The 17056-nt window shown below is 47.7% G+C and carries 11 protein-coding genes; 8 read left to right on the top strand and 3 right to left on the bottom strand.

From position 1 onward, the window contains the following. Positions 1-77 precede the first annotated feature (77 nt). The 5 genes from AB4Z17_RS19080 (at position 78) to zapA (ending at position 11060) form a co-directional block, all read left to right on the top strand. Positions 78-575, top strand: a complete 498-nt coding sequence (locus tag AB4Z17_RS19080) for a GNAT family N-acetyltransferase (RefSeq protein WP_441961399.1) — start codon at positions 78-80, stop codon at positions 573-575. 6 nt (positions 576-581) lie between these two features. Continuing rightward, positions 582-3614, top strand: coding sequence for a cyclic nucleotide-binding domain-containing protein (locus AB4Z17_RS19085; RefSeq protein ID WP_441961401.1), 3033 nt, complete (start codon positions 582-584; stop codon positions 3612-3614). Between the two features lie 514 nt (positions 3615-4128). Continuing rightward, the gene (gene pheS, locus AB4Z17_RS19090) at positions 4129-5163 is read left to right on the top strand and encodes a phenylalanine--tRNA ligase subunit alpha (protein ID WP_441961403.1); all 1035 of its coding nucleotides are present in this window, start codon (positions 4129-4131) and stop codon (positions 5161-5163) included. Between the two features lie 24 nt (positions 5164-5187). Next, complete coding sequence (gene pheT, locus AB4Z17_RS19095; RefSeq protein WP_441961405.1) at positions 5188-7629, top strand: phenylalanine--tRNA ligase subunit beta; 2442 nt, start codon at positions 5188-5190, stop codon at positions 7627-7629. A 242-nt stretch (positions 7630-7871) separates the two neighbouring features. Further along, the gene (gene zapA, locus AB4Z17_RS19100; RefSeq protein ID WP_441961407.1) at positions 7872-11060 is read left to right on the top strand and encodes a cell division protein ZapA; all 3189 of its coding nucleotides are present in this window, start codon (positions 7872-7874) and stop codon (positions 11058-11060) included. A gap of 80 nt (positions 11061-11140) precedes the next feature. Here the strand turns inward: zapA and AB4Z17_RS19105 are convergent, their stop codons facing one another. From AB4Z17_RS19105 to AB4Z17_RS19115, 3 genes are all read right to left on the bottom strand, one after another. Beyond that, positions 11141-11821 (bottom strand): SDR family NAD(P)-dependent oxidoreductase, encoded by a 681-nt coding sequence (locus AB4Z17_RS19105; protein WP_441908945.1) that lies wholly within the window; start codon positions 11819-11821, stop codon positions 11141-11143. Between the two features lie 341 nt (positions 11822-12162). Beyond that, positions 12163-12549 (bottom strand): hypothetical protein, encoded by a 387-nt coding sequence (locus AB4Z17_RS19110; protein ID WP_076267893.1) that lies wholly within the window; start codon positions 12547-12549, stop codon positions 12163-12165. Positions 12550-12767: 218 nt separating this feature from the next. Then, positions 12768-13127: a phage holin family protein gene (locus AB4Z17_RS19115; RefSeq protein ID WP_076267892.1), complete on the bottom strand. Its 360-nt coding sequence runs from the start codon at positions 13125-13127 to the stop codon at positions 12768-12770. Positions 13128-13382: 255 nt separating this feature from the next. On the opposite strand from AB4Z17_RS19115, the gene AB4Z17_RS19120 reads away from it, so the two are divergent. From AB4Z17_RS19120 to AB4Z17_RS19130, 3 genes are all read left to right on the top strand, one after another. Beyond that, on the top strand, positions 13383-15752 hold the full coding sequence (locus tag AB4Z17_RS19120; protein WP_441961409.1) for an endonuclease MutS2: 2370 nt from the start codon (positions 13383-13385) through the stop codon (positions 15750-15752). Between the two features lie 50 nt (positions 15753-15802). Continuing rightward, entirely contained in the window at positions 15803-16225 is a 423-nt protein-coding gene (locus AB4Z17_RS19125) for a DUF350 domain-containing protein (protein ID WP_441961411.1), read from the top strand. Positions 16226-16331: 106 nt separating this feature from the next. Beyond that, positions 16332-16958 (top strand): hypothetical protein, encoded by a 627-nt coding sequence (locus tag AB4Z17_RS19130; protein WP_441961413.1) that lies wholly within the window; start codon positions 16332-16334, stop codon positions 16956-16958. Positions 16959-17056: the final 98 nt, after the last annotated feature.

The following is a 17056-nucleotide window of genomic DNA, read 5'->3' on the forward strand; positions in this document are numbered from 1 at the left end:
GTATTACCAGAAGGGATCGACTGAGGGCTGGAATGGCACACTCGCCGTTTAAAAATTGAAGTTAGGAGGAAGGTCGAATGCTTGTTGGACAGTTTCGAATTAGTCGCATCTCCACAATAGATGAGGCGGAAAAAGTCGTCGCATTTTTATTATCAGGCTTTTCATTTGATGATACTCGTTACACGCCAGGCGAGCTGACGCATTTCCGAGAGCTTCCATTTCGCGCGGTAAATAATGAAATTTATTTCTGGTATGCCGAGGATGAGCATGGAAATGTCATAGGCATAAATTGCATCGCCGAAAATGAGCAAAAAACCGGAGGTTTCAATTGGGACTACATGGTTGTTCATCATGATTATCGCAAAGTAGGCGTTGCGGCGCTGCTGATGGAGCAGATGTATGACTTTTTGGGAGAAGTAAACGCCAGATATCTAGTAACCTATACTTGCGATCTGCCAGAGTACAAACGCATTCGTCAATTGTTTGAGAGCAGCGGCTTTACACTGGTTGGTAGATGCCCAGATTATTACTACGAAGGGGAAGACCGCTTAATCTATCATCGAAAGCTGGTTTAAAAAGATATGACTAAAGATACCATATTGCGCGCAATCGGTGCCCGTCCAGAGGATCAGCGAAAGCTGCTTATGATGGCACCTGTTTTTTTTATTTGCGGCATATCTGAAATGCTTAATTACAATGGCTTTATGACGTTGTTCAATCAGCGGTTCGGAAGTGAATACCTTCCTTATGTATATGCGGCGGAGGCTATTATTTTGCCGCTGGAGGCGTGGCTCTTGTCCTGGCTTGCTGCTAGGCTGCCAAAGCCGAAGCTGATGCGCGTCTTATATGGAATTATGCTAGGCATCGTTGCCGTAAATGCATTGGTGCTGCTAGTATTGCAGAGCTTCGATCTAGAGCTGAGAGGGTATTATCCCGTCTTGTTCATAGCGTCCAGCTTTGTCGTAAGGCAGCAGACCCTATTGCTTTGGAGCTTGGCCGTTGATTTGTGCTCGACGCAGCAAGCGAAGCGTCTCATGCCCGTGTTCGTTGGCTCAGCAACGCTTGGCGGAGTAGCGGCAGGTTTGCTTGCACAGCTTTTAAGCCTATTTTTTGGACCCGAGGTTATATATGCCGCTTCCGGTTTGCTGCTTCTGGCTGCATTGCCGAATTACCGTAAAGTGATTACCCGTTATTTGGTGCCATTGTCGATCAAAATCGAAGCTAATGCTCTGGAAGATGAGCCGGTATCAACAGGAGCGGTGTTTAAGCACGCGCTTCGATCTCCTTTTTTGCTAACCGTTATTTTGCTTATGACACTGATGCCAGCTCTTTATTTTCTAATGGAATATGAGTTTCTGAACGTGACAAAAATGTCATTCCCAAGCGAACAGGCTTTCAGCCGGTTTTTTGGGATGATTACGATGGTGTTGTTTGTTCTCGCCTTTTTGCTGCAAACCGTCTCAGGCAAGCTGATGGCACGCCTTGGTGCAAGCCAAATGCTTACGGCTATATCAGGCGTTTATGTTCTCGCATTTGCCGGCGCTTTATTTTTTGTTGGCGGTCCAGCTGCGCTTCCAATGATTTCGATTGGCTACATGCTGTTATATTTGCTGCTTTATTATTCGGCCGAGCCTTCCTATCAGCTGTTCTTCAAGACGCTTCCACTTGCGCAGCGTGACAGCTACAGGTATGCAGCGCAAGGAATTGCGGCTACGGCGGGCATTTTGATCGGCGCTGGCTTGCAGTTTTTGCATTCAGGCTTTGGGGTATCCTGGACAGCCTTGTCGTGTGTAGGATTTGCAGGCGCCGTGCTGCTGTTTGTGCTTGCTTGGTTCGGCAGAAGGTTCTATATGCGTGAGCTTGTAGGCAGCATACAGACCATTGGCGAGCAGGATTTAGCGGAGCAGTTCGATGAATTTAGCCGAAACGAAGCTGCAATGGCAGAGCTTAGGGCCATGTTGAAGCAGCCGATAGACTCTGCGAAAGAAATTGCCTTGCAAATTATCGGCAGGCAACAAAATCCGAATGATGTTGCCGATTTGCTGGCGCTGATTGATGATCCGAATCCACGCATTCGCGTTGCTGCCGTTAGGGCGATGAATCTCGAGCGCGCAGACCTGCATGCGATGGTGAAGGTAGCAGCATTTCTTGAGGATCAGGACGATGAGATGCGTGCCGAAGGCGTAAGACAGATCGGCAGAATGAAGCATATGGAGCATCAGGCTTTTTATTTCCTGCGGCAAAAGCTTCTTGATCGGCATCCAAGCGTCGTTGCAGAGGCTGTCAAAGCGATGTACTCCTTTAACAATGCAGCAAGCATCGAGGCTTGTGCGGAAGTGATCGATCGTATTCTTGATGCGGGAGGCGAATCCTCGGTTTATATTTGCCGAGTTATCGCGGAGCTTGAGCTGTATTCTTTTGTGCCGAAGGTTGAGAAGCTTGTTGATGATGCGCATCCAGCGGCAAGGGTTGCAGCAATCGCATGTTTGGGAAGTCTTAAGGTTACATCCATTATTCCTATTCTGCTGGAGCGTCTCCCGCTTATGGACCAAGAAATGTTCCGCACGACGACAGAAAGCTTTATTCAGATGGGCGATGGAGCGGTCGAGCTGCTGATTGATAGCTTGAATAGCGCGCCACCGAAGCGATGGACAGCTGTGATGATTGCGCTCTCGGCACTTCTGCCAGACGAGCAGGTACGTTCTAAGCTAACGGATGAATCGTTAAGCCGTTTAAGCGAGCTTGAGGCAGCGTCAGGTTATTCCTTGTCGCTTAAACAGCTAGGGAAGACGGAGCTTGCAGAGCTTGCTTTGCTGCGCTGGCGAGAGGTTCGCGACTTTATTTTTACAGGTGTATGGGCGGTGCTGACCAAGCTTGCGGATGAGCAGGTTGTTGATGCGATCAGAAGAGCAGCTGCTGATGAAGACGAAGAAATTCGCAGCAATGCTTGGGAAGTGCTCGCGGAGGGCATGGGTGAGCGCAGATTATCGCAGTTTTTGCTGACCGTTCTCGAACGCGGCGAAGCTGGAAGAGAAGTAACTGCCGATGAGGAAGCGACTGTCCTATTGGAGGCAGCACTAAACGGAAATGATGATTGGTGGCGGGAGATCGCTGCAGCGGCGTTAGTGGAGGAGGGAGAGCAAATGTCCAAAGACCAGCAGATGATGAGCCGTTTAAACAAAGTAGTCTTTTTAAGGCAGGTTCCCTATTTCGCTGATTTATCGCTTGAGGAGCTAGGATTAATCGCTAATATTGCCGAGGAGTATGTATGCCCGGATGGAGAGAATCTGCTGCAAAGAGGAGAGCCTAACCCCGCGATGTATGTTATCGTTGACGGCAATATCGAGCTCACGAGCATTTCCGCAGCAGGCTGGGAAGGAACGATCGGCGTACTCGGTGCAGGGGATGTGTGCGGCGTAACTTCAGCGCTCGACAGCACCTCATCTACTGTAACGGCGCAATCCTTGCTTGGCGATGTGAGAGTGCTGAAGCTGCTAGGCGAGAATGTGTCAAGGCTCATTCGGTTATACCCGGAAATAGGAATCGGGCTGCTCCGAGCGTCGTTCGCACGCATTCGATTGCTGGAAGAAATGATGATGAGGATTGATTCGTAGCAATAAAGCAAGCTTAGCGGTTGCAACGGTACTTCAGATTGCATATAATATAGATTATTATTTCATATTCGAAGTAAAGCGATGATGGAGAAGAGTAAGCAGTACTTTCGCACAGGAAGAAGACGCCGTAGACTGAGAGCGTTTTTGTGAAAATAGGCTGCCCAAGTTCACTCCTGAGCAGACACCTGAAACGCCATAATATACGGCGCGTGTAGGGAAGGTCCGGTTCCCGCCGTTATGGGGCTAAGGGATTGTTATTCAGCGCCTCTAGGCGACGTTAGCCACACTTGGTTATGCGTACAGGCTGATGCTCAATCCGAATTAGGGTGGTACCACGGTTCTTTCGTCCCTTTAGGGAGAGAGGGCCTTTTTTTGTGTAAATATAACCATTTATAAGTTTATTAGCTTATAAAGAGCTTATATTTTACCGCGAAACGTTAGCTAAGCCTCCTAAGGATGGCTTTAGCCGTTACGCTTGCATGATTTAGGGATGATGATATGGAGGCGAAGAAAAATGAAGGAAAGACTGGAAGGACTGCGCATTGAAGCATTGCAGGAGCTTCAGCATGTGGATACGCCACAGCAGCTAAATGATTTGCGCGTTAAATATTTAGGTAAAAAAGGCGCTTTGACTGAAATTTTGCGCGGCATGGGTGGACTAAGCGCTGAAGAACGTCCAGTAATTGGTCAAGTAGCGAATGATGTTCGAGCAGCTATTGAAACGGTTATCGATGAGAAGCAGGAAGCATTCCAGCAAGCTGAGACGAACAATAGACTCCTTGCAGAGACGCTGGATGTTACGCTGCCAGGCAAGCAATTGCCTACCGGCGCAGTGCATCCTTTAAACAAGGTAGCCCAAGAAATTGAAGATATTTTTATCGGTCTTGGCTATACAATTGCCGAGGGTCCAGAGGTTGAGGAGGATTATTACAACTTCGAGGCATTGAACTTGCCTAAGAACCATCCAGCCCGCGACATGCAGGATTCATTCTATATTACGGATGATATCTTGATGCGTACGCAGACTTCCCCGGTTCAGGTTCGTACAATGAAAGCAATGAAGGGCCAAACGCCTGTTAAGGTTATTTGTCCAGGTAAAGTTTACCGCCGCGACGATGACGATGCGACACATTCATTCCAGTTCAATCAAATCGAAGGTCTTGTCATCGGCAAAAATATTCGGATGAGCGATTTGAAAGGAGCATTGCTGCATTTCGTTCAGCAAATGTTCGGCTCACAAGCGCAAATTAGACTTCGTCCAAGCTTCTTCCCATTCACGGAGCCAAGTGCTGAGGTTGACGTTACTTGCGTTCAGTGTGGCGGCAAAGGCTGCCGCATGTGCAAGCATACGGGCTGGCTTGAAATTCTTGGCTGCGGCATGGTGCATCCACGCGTTCTTGAAATGGGCGGCTACGATCCGGAAGAGGTCAGCGGCTTTGCATTCGGCATGGGCGTTGAGCGTATCGCGTTGTTGAAATACGGCATTGACGATATTCGTCATTTCTATACGAACGATCTGAGGTTCTTAAGCCAATTCGCAAGAATGTAGCAATGAGAGAAGGGAAGAAAAGAGATGAATGTATCCTATAAATGGTTAAATGAATATATCGATTTGTCCGGCTTCACAGGACAGGAGCTTGCGGAGAAAATGACGCGCGGCGGCATTGAAATCGACGTTGTGGAATCCCGCAATAAAGGCGTGACCGGCGTCGTAGTTGGTTATGTGAAATCGAAGGAAAAGCACCCGGATGCGGATAAGCTGAACGTGTGTAAGGTTGACGTTGGCACTGGCGAAGAGCTGCAAATCGTTTGCGGAGCCAAAAATGTCGATGCAGGCCAGCTTGTCCCGGTTGCTGTAATCGGTGCTGTATTGCCTGGCGATTTCAAAATTAAGCGTACAAAGCTTCGCGGCGTTGAATCCCAAGGAATGATTTGCTCGGCGAAGGAGCTTGGCTTGAACGAAAAGCTTCTGCCAAAAGAACAGCAGGAAGGCATTCTTGTTCTTCCAGCTACAACGAAGATCGGTGCGCCAATTGGCGATGTGCTTGGCATTAACGATGAGGTGCTCGAGCTTGATTTGACGCCAAACCGTTCAGACTGCCTCAGCATGATTGGCGTTGCATATGAGATTGGTGCTTTAACTGGCCGTGAAGTTCGTCTGCCAAAGGCTGTTATTAATCATACAACCGTACGTGCGGATAGCCTTGCAGCGGTCAGCATTAGTGCACCTGAGCATTGCTCGCATTATTCGGCTCGTTATATTAAAGGCGTAAAAATTGGTGAGTCCCCATTGTGGCTGCAAAACCGATTGATCGCTGCCGGCGTTCGTCCAATCAACAACGTTGTTGACGTTACAAACTTCGTTATGCTTGAATACGGCCAACCGCTTCATGCTTTTGATGCAGATCGTTTGCCTGGCGGCCGCATTGATGTTCGCCTTGCAAAAGCAGGAGAAATGCTTGTTACCTTGGATGATCAAGAGCGCAAGCTAGAGCCGCATATGCTCGTTATTACTGATGGCGAGCAGCCAATTGCCCTTGCAGGCGTAATGGGTGGAGCAAGCACCGAAGTTACAGGCGAGACGGTCAACATTTTGCTAGAATCAGCAAAATTTGATGGCGGCACCGTGCGCAAAACGTCACGTCAACTAGGACTTCGCTCGGAATCAAGCATTCGCTTTGAGAAAGAAGTAGATCCGGCGAGAGTTATTCCTGCGCTCGATCGTGCAGCTTCCCTTATCGCAGAGCTTGCTGAAGGTTTAGTTGCCGAAGGTATTGTAGAAGTGCATGCAGGTGAAGTGAAACCAGCCAAAGTGTCCGTTTCATTGGATAAAATTAATGGCTATCTGGGTACGGAGCTGTCCAGACTTGAAGTTCAGACGATATTTGGCCGTTTGCACTTTGAATATGAGCTGTCAGGCGACAATGTATTTACTGTAAATGTTCCTACACGCCGCGGTGACATTACGCGTGCAGTAGATCTAATCGAAGAAGTAGCTCGTTTGCACGGCTATGATGAAATTCCTACTACGCTCATTCATGGCGATGTTGTGCCAGGTTCGCTAACGAAGCCGCAAGCTATTCGCCGCGAGCTGCGCAAGCGTCTGTCAGATGCAGGTTTGCATGAGGTTGTCAGCTATTCCTTCACGGGACCTGAGCGGACGAAGTTATTCCCTGCACTAGCAGAGCATACGAATCCAATTCGCCTAGCCATGCCTATGAGCGAGGATCGCAGTGTACTTCGTACGACGCTTATCGCACAGCTTCTGGAGACTGCGGCTTATAACCGCAATCGCAAAAATGAATCCGCAGCGATCTTTGAGATCGGCAGCGTATTCCATACCGATGAAGAGCAATTGACTCGCCTGCCTCATGAGAAGCATCGTTTTGCAGCTCTTCTGACTGGCAATCGTTCAGAAGCGGAGTGGAATACAAAAGCGGCTCAAGTTGATTTCTATGATGCGAAGGGCATTTTGGAAACGGTATTTGCCGTACTTGGCTTAACAGCCAGCGTATCATTCGAAGCGGCTCAGCCTGAGCATTTCCATCCAGGCAGAACGGCTGCCGTTCTTCTTCACACGCCTAAAGGCAATGAAGTAATTGGTTATGTTGGCCAATTGCACCCTGCTCTTCAACTTGAGGAGGATCTAGCTGATACGTACGTGCTGGAAATTGGACTTGACCTCATCTATGAGCAAGCAGATGCGGCAATCGAATATAAAGTATTGCCTCGCTACCCGGCTATGCAGCGTGATATTGCAGTAGTCGTGGATCAAGAGGTTGCTGCTGCCAAGCTAACTGGCGTGGCATGGGACATTGCAAGCGAGCTGCTTGAGTCTGTACGCGTCTTTGACGTATATACAGGAGAGAAGCTGGGAGCTGGCAAGAAGAGCGTGGCCATATCGCTTGTTTACCGTCATGGTGAGCGTACATTGACGGATGAAGAGGTAACAGAGCTGCATGGCAAGGTTGTTTTACAATTAGAACAATCTTTTGCAGCAGAATTACGCAAGTAGGCAGGAAACCTTCAAAGCCGCATCGAAATAGTTCCTAGTGAGCTATTGATGCGGCTTTTTTCCTTGTAAATATAAGGAATGATTGGTTTTTTCATAACGGTCATGTATTTATATTTGCTAGAGAAACGAAAGCAGTTCCTCTCTGGACGGCAACGGTTGAGAACGTAAACAACGTACGCCCCTGAAGGATGATGTCAGCTGTTTAAGCTAGCTCTACTTGTATATTAGGAGGATTCGCCTTAATGGATGCTGAACAAACGGTAGTTACGGTTGATATATATGGAATTCAATATAAGTTAAAGGGCCATACCAACGTAGAATATATGAAAAGGGTTGCAGCGGCGATTGACGAGAGCATGAAGAAGCTGGCGAAAGGGTATCCGCGTCTTGATATGCCGAAGTTGGCTGTCCTCTCTGCTGTGCAAATAACAGAGGAAGTATTTCGATTGCGCCGCGACAATACAAGACTTCTGGAGGAAGAAGCGAAGCTTAATCTCCTGATAAGAGAGCTGGAGCAAATGAGCGAGCAAGCGGTCTCGCTTAAAGCTGAGCTTGCTGAGACGAAGCGTATGGCGAGCGAGCAATTGCAAAAGGCTAAAGCGGCGGCAGAAGCAGAGCTGAACGAAATGCTGGCGCTTGCCGCAGAGCAAGCTTCAGCTCAGCAAGCGGCAGCAGCCGAGGCAATGAAGGTGCAGGAGGAGACGATCATCCGTCTTACACAAGAAAATGTGGAACGGATTACTGCGCTCAGAGCGAAAAAGGATGAGCAATTTGCACAGCTCCAAGCTCGTAAGGATTCGGAGCTGAATGAGTTAAAGCGATTAATGGAAACGAAAATAGAGGAGCTCAGCAGCAAGAAGGCTTCAGAACTTGCAGAGCTTGCGAGTAAGAAGGAAACAGAACTTGCAGAGCTTGCGAGTAAGAAGGAAACAGAACTTGCAGAGCTTGCAAGTCAGAAGGAATTAGAGCTGGCAGAGCTTGCAAGTCAGAAAGAAGCAGAGCAAGCAGAGTTTGCCATGCTGAGAAAAGAAAAGGAAGCAGAGCTGGCTGAATTGCAATTGTCCAAGGACAATCAGCAGCTTGAATTGGAGCTGGAGAAGGAAGAACTGCGATTGGAGCTTGAACAAGTGAAGGCAGATGAACTGGCTGCACTTAGACAAGAAAAAGAAGCGCAATTGAATGCTTTAGCCTCGGAGCAAGAAGCACTGCTTACAGCATTAAAGGCAGAGAAAGAGGCTCAGCTGTCGGAGCTTGAAGGAAGCTGGCAGAGTAAATGGGATGAGCGAGAACTCAGCTGGTTAGCTCATGCAGAAACCTCGCAGCTAGAAATTGCCCGCCAGAGTGAAGAGCGTGAGCAGGCTTGGAAGGCAGAAGCTGTTAAAGCGGAACAAGCTTTTCGTGCTGATCTTGAGCGGCGTAGAAACGGCTGGCTGGAGGAGCGAGGCAAGCTGCAAACCCAGATTGCTGAGCTTCAAGAAGGCTGGAAGAAGGACAAGGAATTATTTGAAAATCGTATAAATTCAGCAGATGAGCAGCTCGTTCAGGCAATGGAGCAGGAAGAATCCTTCCGCACATCCTATGCGCAGCTGGAACAGGAGCTCCGTGAAAAAGAAAATGAATGGGAGCTGCTGCAAAGCGAGCTGAATGAAACACGCAGCAAGATACAGGAGCTGCAGGAGCAGAGCACTCAGTCCTTAGCACAAATCCAAGAGCTGGAACAAAAGCTTGCTCATGAACGCAGTCATGTTTCCGCTGCGGATAAGCGGGCAACAGATTTGCAAACAAGATTGAAAGAAGCAGCGGAACGTGAACAGCAGCAGGAACAGAAGCAGCTTGAGCTTGAAGAGGAGTTATTAAAGCTGCAGCTTGAGCTTGAAGAGCATGAATTGATGAGTCAGAAGCAGATAGAAGAGCATAACAACCTTCTTCGGATTGAGCTTGAAAATCAGAAGGAATTGCTGGAAGAAGAGCATGAGCAGAAACTGCAAAAGCTTGAGGATGAGAAGCGTGAGCTTGCTAGGACGCTGCGCGAGGAGCATGAAGGGCAGCTGCGAATTGTCGAAGCCGACAATGACGAGCTGTTTAAGCAAATGACCGCAGAAAGCAATGAACGCTATGAGCAGTTGGCAGAAGAGAAGGATGCCAGGTACAAGGAGCTCGCAGCAAGCCATGACGAACTGAATAAGAAGCTTGCTAGACAATATGAAGAGAAGCTGCAGCAGCAAGCAGATCAACATGAAGAGCAGCTTCTAGAGCAGGCTCTGCTATATGAGGAGCAAAGCAAACAGCTTGTCCTTGAATATGAGGAGCGGAGCAAGCAAAAAGCAGCTGAGCATGAAGCAAATACTAGAACAATGGCTTCGCTTCATGAAGAACAGCTGCTAGAGCAGGCTGTGCAGTACGAGGAGCAAAATAAGCAGCTGGCTCATGATTATAATGAGCAGGCAAAGCAAAAGGCAGCCGAGTATGAAGCTAGGCAGAATGAACTCGTTCAGAAATACGAAGAGAAGCTGCTTGAGCAAGCGATTCAATTTGAAGATGCTCAGAAGCAGCTGACAAATGATTTTGAAGCCAAGTCCAAAGCAGCGGCTATCGAGCAAGCCGCTATTGCGGAGCAGCTCGTTGACCAGTATGAAGAGCGATATAATGAGCTTGCTGCCAAGCAGGATGAGGTTCGCAAGCAGCTAGTGAATGAACGGGAAGCTCGCTTGCAGCAACTGGCAGCAGAGCATGACGAGCAATTGAAGCAGCTTTCTGCGGATCAAGAGGAGCTGCTGCTGCTTCAGCAGCACGATTACGAGACTGCCACCCAGAAGCTGCAAGCGCAGCTGGACAAAATTGAGCAAATAGCGGCTTCTGCGGCAAACGGAGAACAGGTTTATAAGGCTGAGCTGGAGAAACTGCAAATTAGAGAACAAGAGCTAACGGAGCAGTTGGAATGGACAGCAGCTCGAGAGCGTATTGCAGCTCAGCAGCTAGAAGCAGCTTCTGCCCGTGAACGTGAGCTCAGTGAGCGATTGCAGGCACAGCAGCAATATGCGGAACAGGTGGCTGCTGAGGTGAAGCAGTATGAGCTTGAGAAGAAATCGCGCGAATCAGCGGAAGAGGAGCTGAGAGAGCGGCTGGAGCGAGCAATGCAGGAAGCAGCTGCAGCATCCGATTTGAAGGAAGAGCTGAGCGAGCATACGTCTAAGCTTGCAGCAGAAAGAGATGAAGCAGCTCGTCAGGCTGCGCGATTAGCTAGTGAGCGTGATGAGGCGGCAAGCGCACTTGAGTCACTTGTCTATGAACGCGATGAAGCAGCTCGTTCTGCAGAGAGGCTAGCTGAGGATCACGCTGATCTGCAGGAGCAGCATCATAAGCTGAAAAATGAATATTCGAAGCTGCAAACCGAATACAACGAATGGATCGAGCTCATCGAGCACAGCTGATCAAGCGCCTAGAACCAAGAAACCGCAGAAACAAACAAAGGCTATTGCCGACGTTTGTTTCTGCGGTTTCTTTTTAGAGATTAACCATAAGATACGATTGTGCCAGTTGGACCGCCGGCGGACAAGCTAGCTAGACGAATCAAGTCCGGTGTAACGATTGCAGGATCTTTGCCGGTCGCGTGCATTTCTGTACGAAGCATGCCGGGATTATAGAGGTTTGCAAGAATGCCATGCTCATACTCCTCATCGGCTAAGGTGCGTGTCAACGACTCTAGTCCTGCCTTGGCTGCGCTATATGCTGCATAGCCGCCTGCGCCGTTCCATGACAGGCCGGAGGTAATATTAATAATTCGTCCATATTTTGCTCTGCGCATAGTTGGTAAAACAGCCTTAGTCAGTAGAAATGGTCCTGTCAGATTGATCGCAATTTGATTTTGCCATTCTTCCGAGGTTAGTTCGAGCACGCTGCCTGATTCAAGAACAGCAGCATTGTTCAAAATAATATCGATATGCCCAAATTGCTGGACGACTGCTGAAATGGTGTCTTGGACTTGCTGCTCATCGGATACATCTGTCTGCAGCACTACTGCATCTTTTCCCGTCTTTGCCTTTACGATCGAAGCTGTTTCCTCAAGCTTCGCAAGTCTTCTCCCAAGCAGCACAACATCTGCGCCTTCTGCTGCAAACGAGATTGAAGCTGCACGTCCAAGCCCCGTACCAGCTCCACTAACAATGGCGACTCGATTTTGTAAAATTCCCATCACCATTTCTCCTTTCGCTTTGCATATTGTTAATATTTTATCAGAGGGGACAAGGAGGGGAAAGAGGAAGGTCATCAAACTTTCTTACTCGATTGTTAAATAAAAATGATATATGCGATAAAAGAAAAATATATGTAGTTTGGCTGCGTGAATAGTGCAAAAAAATGATATGATCCCCAAAATGCTCACTGCGTAGGTAAAAAATAAATATAACGGAAGTTTCTCCTGCTTTAACCTCTTATCTCAGAGTAAAATAGAACAGGAAACAACAAAAAAACAGCAGAGCAGATTCATTCCATCCGGCTCGGCTGTTTTTAAGTTTTATATATTTTCAGAATCGTTTATTCTACAACCAAAACAGCTTTCATTTCTCTATGCCCTGCTCCGCATGGAACGGAACAAATCATTTGATAACTTCCCGGCTCACTAATGTTTACAGCGATCGTGTCGCCATTTGAAAGTTTGTAGTCGGTTTTTTGAATCTGAACGCCATGGATGCCGTCAACCGAATCAAGCTTGAGATTAACCGTCTCGCCGGCTTTGATTTTATATTCCTTCTTGTCAAATTTCCAGTTAGCTGCTGTCACGACAAGGTCAGATGAAGATGCTCCGCTATCTGCTACTGTTGTATTTGTTTCTTTATTTTCGGGTTTGGCTGTGTTTGTGCCGCATGCAGCAATGACAACGACTAAACACATTGCGCTTGCAAATAATAACCATTTTTTCATTCGTAAAGCGTCCCCTTTCGATTATCCAATGTAATAGGTAAGTTTTGGATTGTATCTATTGTACCTTAACCAGCTTTCAATTGCAGTGACGGTGTGATGACAAACTCATGAATTTCTTGTGAAATGATTAGGGAAAACGCGAAAATTTGGCAGAACGCAGCAATCAGCCCTTGACCGCCATTAAGGCAATCAAGGGCTGGTCTCACATAAAGCCTGCATTAATCGCGATCGCGTCTGCCTGCTTCATAGGGAGTGCTGACCGGAATGAACAGGTCGATGATCCCGATAACAAGAGCAGCTAAGATAGCGCCGAGCAAGGTTACAGTTACGCCGCCTACGATAAACTGAGCAATCCAGATAACAGCTGCGCTTGCGATGAAGCCGACGATTCCTCGGCCAAAGGGTGTAACCCGCTTGCCGAATATGCCTTCAATTACCCAGCCTAGTGCAGCAATGACAAGCGCTAAGAAAAAGGCGCTCCAAAATCCGCCTACACTAAATTGTGGAACGATAAACCCAACAAGCATTAATACCAGCGCGGCTACGATAAACCGGACGACATGTCCCAAAAAAGACATTTTATAACCCTCCTTAAGTTCTACAAATGGAAAACATAACTGGAGCTGTTTTGATACTTGTGTAGCTTATAGTCGCCCACGTTCGCAGTTCTTTGTTATTTCCTTCCGTACAGTATTGCTAAAGTTGCGTCGTTAGACGGCTCGTTCGTTTATATTGTGACCAATTGAGCATCATTTATGTATGAAACAACGGTTCAGTTCGTGCATCAAAGTCGTGATTCGGCTATAATAGGAAGGCGAGAGGAGTGTTAATTGTTGGACACTAAAATTTTGAAGACACTTGAATATCCTAAAATCATACATAGATTGTCTCAGCATGCAGCAACATCGCTTGGGAAAACCATTGCCGAGTCGCTGCAGCCGGTTTCGGATCTGGAATCGGTAAAGCAGATTTTGCAAATTACCGACGAGGCCTACACAGCTGATCGTCTTAAAGGCAGTGCGCCATTTGGTGGAATTGTGGACATCTCAGCGCCGCTTCACCGTGCCCGTATAGGCGGTACCCTTAATCCGGCTGAGCTTCTGGATATTGCGAATACTGCACGGGGCGGTAGACGTGTAAAACGGCATATCAGCGTCTTGCATGAAGATAATCCCATTCCAATGCTGCACCATATTGCAGATCAAATAAGTGAGCATAAGTCGCTTGAGGATGCGATTTTTGATTGCATCGATGACCAAGCGGAAGTGATGGACAGCGCTAGTGCTGAACTGGCATCTATCCGGCGCGAGCTTAGAAATGGCGAATCACGAATTCGTGAGAAAATGGATCAAATGGTCCGTTCCTCGTCCGTTCAAAAAATGCTGCAGGACGCCATCGTAACACTTCGCAACGATAGATATGTTATTCCAGTGAAACAGGAATACCGTTCTCACTTTGGCGGAATCGTGCACGATCAGTCTGGTTCTGGCGCAACATTGTTTATCGAGCCGGAAGCCATAGTTGCGATGAACAACAAGCTTCGAGAGCTGAAGGCAGGCGAGCTGCGGGAAATTGAGAAAATTTTGCAGAAGCTAACTGCTTTGGCATCCGATTATGTAGAAGATCTTATTTATAACTTGGATTTGCTTGGCCAAATCGATTTTGCTTTTGCAAAGGCTCGGCTTGCTCATCTCATGAAGGCTACACAGCCGCGGATGAATGACCGAGGTTTTCTGAAAATAAAACGTGGACGCCATCCGCTAATTGCTCCAGAGCAGGTAGTTCCACTCGATGTGGAGCTTGGCAATCAATACACTTCTATCATTGTAACGGGACCGAATACAGGCGGTAAAACGGTTTCCTTAAAAACCATCGGACTGCTTAGCCTTATGGCCATGTCAGGATTGTTTGTACCTGCTGAGGATGGCAGCCAGCTTTGTGTATTTGATGCTATCTATGCCGATATCGGTGATGAGCAAAGCATTGAGCAAAGCCTCAGTACGTTTTCCAGCCATCTCAAAAACATCATTCGCATTTTAGGCTCCATGACATCTAAGAGCTTAGTGCTGCTTGATGAGCTTGGTGCAGGAACAGATCCAGCTGAAGGCTCGGCGCTTGCGATTGCCATATTGGAGCATGTTCATGCAATGGAAAGCCGTATTGTAGCGACTACGCATTACAGCGAGCTGAAAGCTTATGCTTACAATCGCAAGGGTGTTATTAACGCCAGCATGGAGTTTGATGTTGCTACGTTAAGCCCTACGTACCGTCTGCTTGTGGGTGTTCCAGGCCGAAGCAATGCATTTGCTATCGCTGAGCGTTTAGGGCTTGCCCGCTCGATTATTGAGCATGCAAGAGGAGAAGTAAGCGAAGAGGATCAACGGGTTGAAAATATGATCGCCTCCCTTGAAGAGAACCGGTTAGGCGCTGAAACGGAACGTCAAACGGCAGAGTCGCTCCGCCGTGAGATGGAGACGCTGCGCGCGCGCCATGAGGCAGAGAGTTTGCGCTTTGAAGAGCAGAAAGAAAAGCTGATGCAGAAGGCGCAAGATGAGGCTCGCGAGGCTGTCCTCAAAGCCAAACGCGAGGCAGAACAAATTATTGCGGATTTGCGGAAGCTTGCAATGGAGGAGGGTGCCTCCGTCAAGGAGCATAAGCTCATTGAGGCACGCCGCAAGCTGGATGAAGCGGCTCCCAAGCTTCAGAAATCGAAGCGGGGTGCTTCCAAGACAGCAACGAAGCAGGTTAAGATTGAAGCTGGCGACGAAGTAACCGTATACAGCTTAAATCAGAAGGGCACGGTTGTGGAAATTCATGGTTCCGATGCTACAGTGCAGCTGGGCATTATGAAGATGAAGGTTGCGCTGGATGATTTGGAGCTGCGAAGCTCTGGAGCTACCGCTAGTAAGACACAACAGCCGAAGCAAGCAGCCAGCTTGCAGCGCACCAGAGAAGAAAATATTAAGATGGAGCTCGATCTTCGCGGAGAAAATCTGGAAGAAGCAATCCTTGAGGTTGACCGTTTTCTTGATGAGGCCTTTTTATCAGGCTTAGCTCAGGTTGCTATTATTCATGGTAAAGGCACTGGCGTGCTTCGTACAGGAATACAGCAATATTTGCGTAGACACAGCCATGCGAAGAGCTTTCGACTCGGCAATTATGGCGAGGGCGGCGTTGGCGTGACGGTTGTGGAGCTTAAATAGCTCCTAGCCATTGCGAATCGAATACGGCAGATGATGGAGGGGTCTTGTAAATGAGTAATGAAGTCGATCAGTTGCTGAGCAATCCGTATGCTGCTTCACTTGTTTATGTATCGGTTGCGGTGCTGTCTCTCATCGTTTTTTTATCGTGCTTTGAGCTCGTAACCAAATATAAATGCTGGACGGAGATAAAAAAGGGAAACGTYGCTGTTGCTATGGCGACAAGCGGTAAAATATTCGGTATTTGTAATATTTTCAGGTTTTCCATCGAGTCCAACGATTCGGTGTATCAAAGCCTTATCTGGGGTGCGTTCGGTTTCGTCATACTTATGGCAGCTTATTTTTTATTCGAATTTCTAACGCCTGTTTTTCGARTCGATGACGAAATCGCTCGAGATAACCGTGCGGTAGGGCTTATTGCAATGATCATTTCTGTATCTTTATCTTACGTGATTGGTGCAACTGTCATTATATAAACGGGGTGAAGCCATATGAAATATTTATGGAGAATACTAGCGGTTGTCGCTGTTTTGTTTTTTGTTTTCGGTATCGTATATTTAATGAATCATTAGAGGGGAAGTTATGAGTATGGATGAGCATTTGATATGTCCTTGGTGTTTAACGGAAATTGTATGGGATGAGGAGATTGGGCCAGAATCGCATTGTCCGCATTGCGACAATGAATTAAGCGCATATCGTACGATAGAGCTTGGTTATGATGAGGATGAAGTGGAAGCTGATGAGCATGAAAAAGCAGTTCAGGCGCTAAAAATCAATGATGCTCGCAGAGCAGCGAAGCAAAATGGCGAGGATCCTGAAGACGATTGGTCAGACGATGAACTGGAGGAAGAAGCGGAAGAAGACGATTCCGATGATCCGAACCATAAACGTTGGCTAGCTCAGGGTGATGGTTTCCGCAATGCTGACAGTGCACGATTTGCTGTGGAAGAAACGGTTCAGCGTGTGCTTGATGATCAGGATGAAGTACCTGAATGCCCGGCATGTCGGGCGTATATGATCGAAGCAGGCGTACAGACAATTGACGGGCAGCAATTCGAGTCGAGAATCGCTCCATCTTTAGGAAAAGCGGTGCTCGAAACTCCTTTTCAATTGACCTTGTACGTTTGTCCCGTTTGCTATCAAACCTCGTCCTTGCTGAGTTCAGGCGACCGCGAGCAAATGATCAATCGTCTAACACCGGAAGAATAACAGACAACTGGCAATAATGGACGGGCATGGGCTGCATCCAATAAGGGAATCTTACAAAACGTAATTCTGATACGTAAAGGGCTAGGCATGTGAATGCA

The sequence above is a fragment of the Paenibacillus sp. TAF43_2 genome, assembly GCF_052113545.1.
Lineage (GTDB): Bacteria > Bacillota > Bacilli > Paenibacillales > Paenibacillaceae > Pristimantibacillus.

Excerpts from the sequence above, each read along its gene's own strand:
- AB4Z17_RS19080 (WP_441961399.1), top strand. The coding sequence starts at position 78 with ATGCTTGTTGGACAGTTTCGAATTAGTCGCATCTCCACAATAGATGAG.
- AB4Z17_RS19085 (WP_441961401.1), top strand. The coding sequence starts at position 582 with ATGACTAAAGATACCATATTGCGCGCAATCGGTGCCCGTCCAGAGGAT.
- pheS (WP_441961403.1), top strand. The coding sequence starts at position 4,129 with ATGAAGGAAAGACTGGAAGGACTGCGCATTGAAGCATTGCAGGAGCTT.
- pheT (WP_441961405.1), top strand. The coding sequence starts at position 5,188 with ATGAATGTATCCTATAAATGGTTAAATGAATATATCGATTTGTCCGGC.
- zapA (WP_441961407.1), top strand. The coding sequence starts at position 7,872 with ATGGATGCTGAACAAACGGTAGTTACGGTTGATATATATGGAATTCAA.
- AB4Z17_RS19105 (WP_441908945.1), bottom strand. The coding sequence starts at position 11,821 with ATGGGAATTTTACAAAATCGAGTCGCCATTGTTAGTGGAGCTGGTACG.
- AB4Z17_RS19110 (WP_076267893.1), bottom strand. The coding sequence starts at position 12,549 with ATGAAAAAATGGTTATTATTTGCAAGCGCAATGTGTTTAGTCGTTGTC.
- AB4Z17_RS19115 (WP_076267892.1), bottom strand. The coding sequence starts at position 13,127 with ATGTCTTTTTTGGGACATGTCGTCCGGTTTATCGTAGCCGCGCTGGTA.
- AB4Z17_RS19130 (WP_441961413.1), top strand. The coding sequence starts at position 16,332 with ATGAGTATGGATGAGCATTTGATATGTCCTTGGTGTTTAACGGAAATT.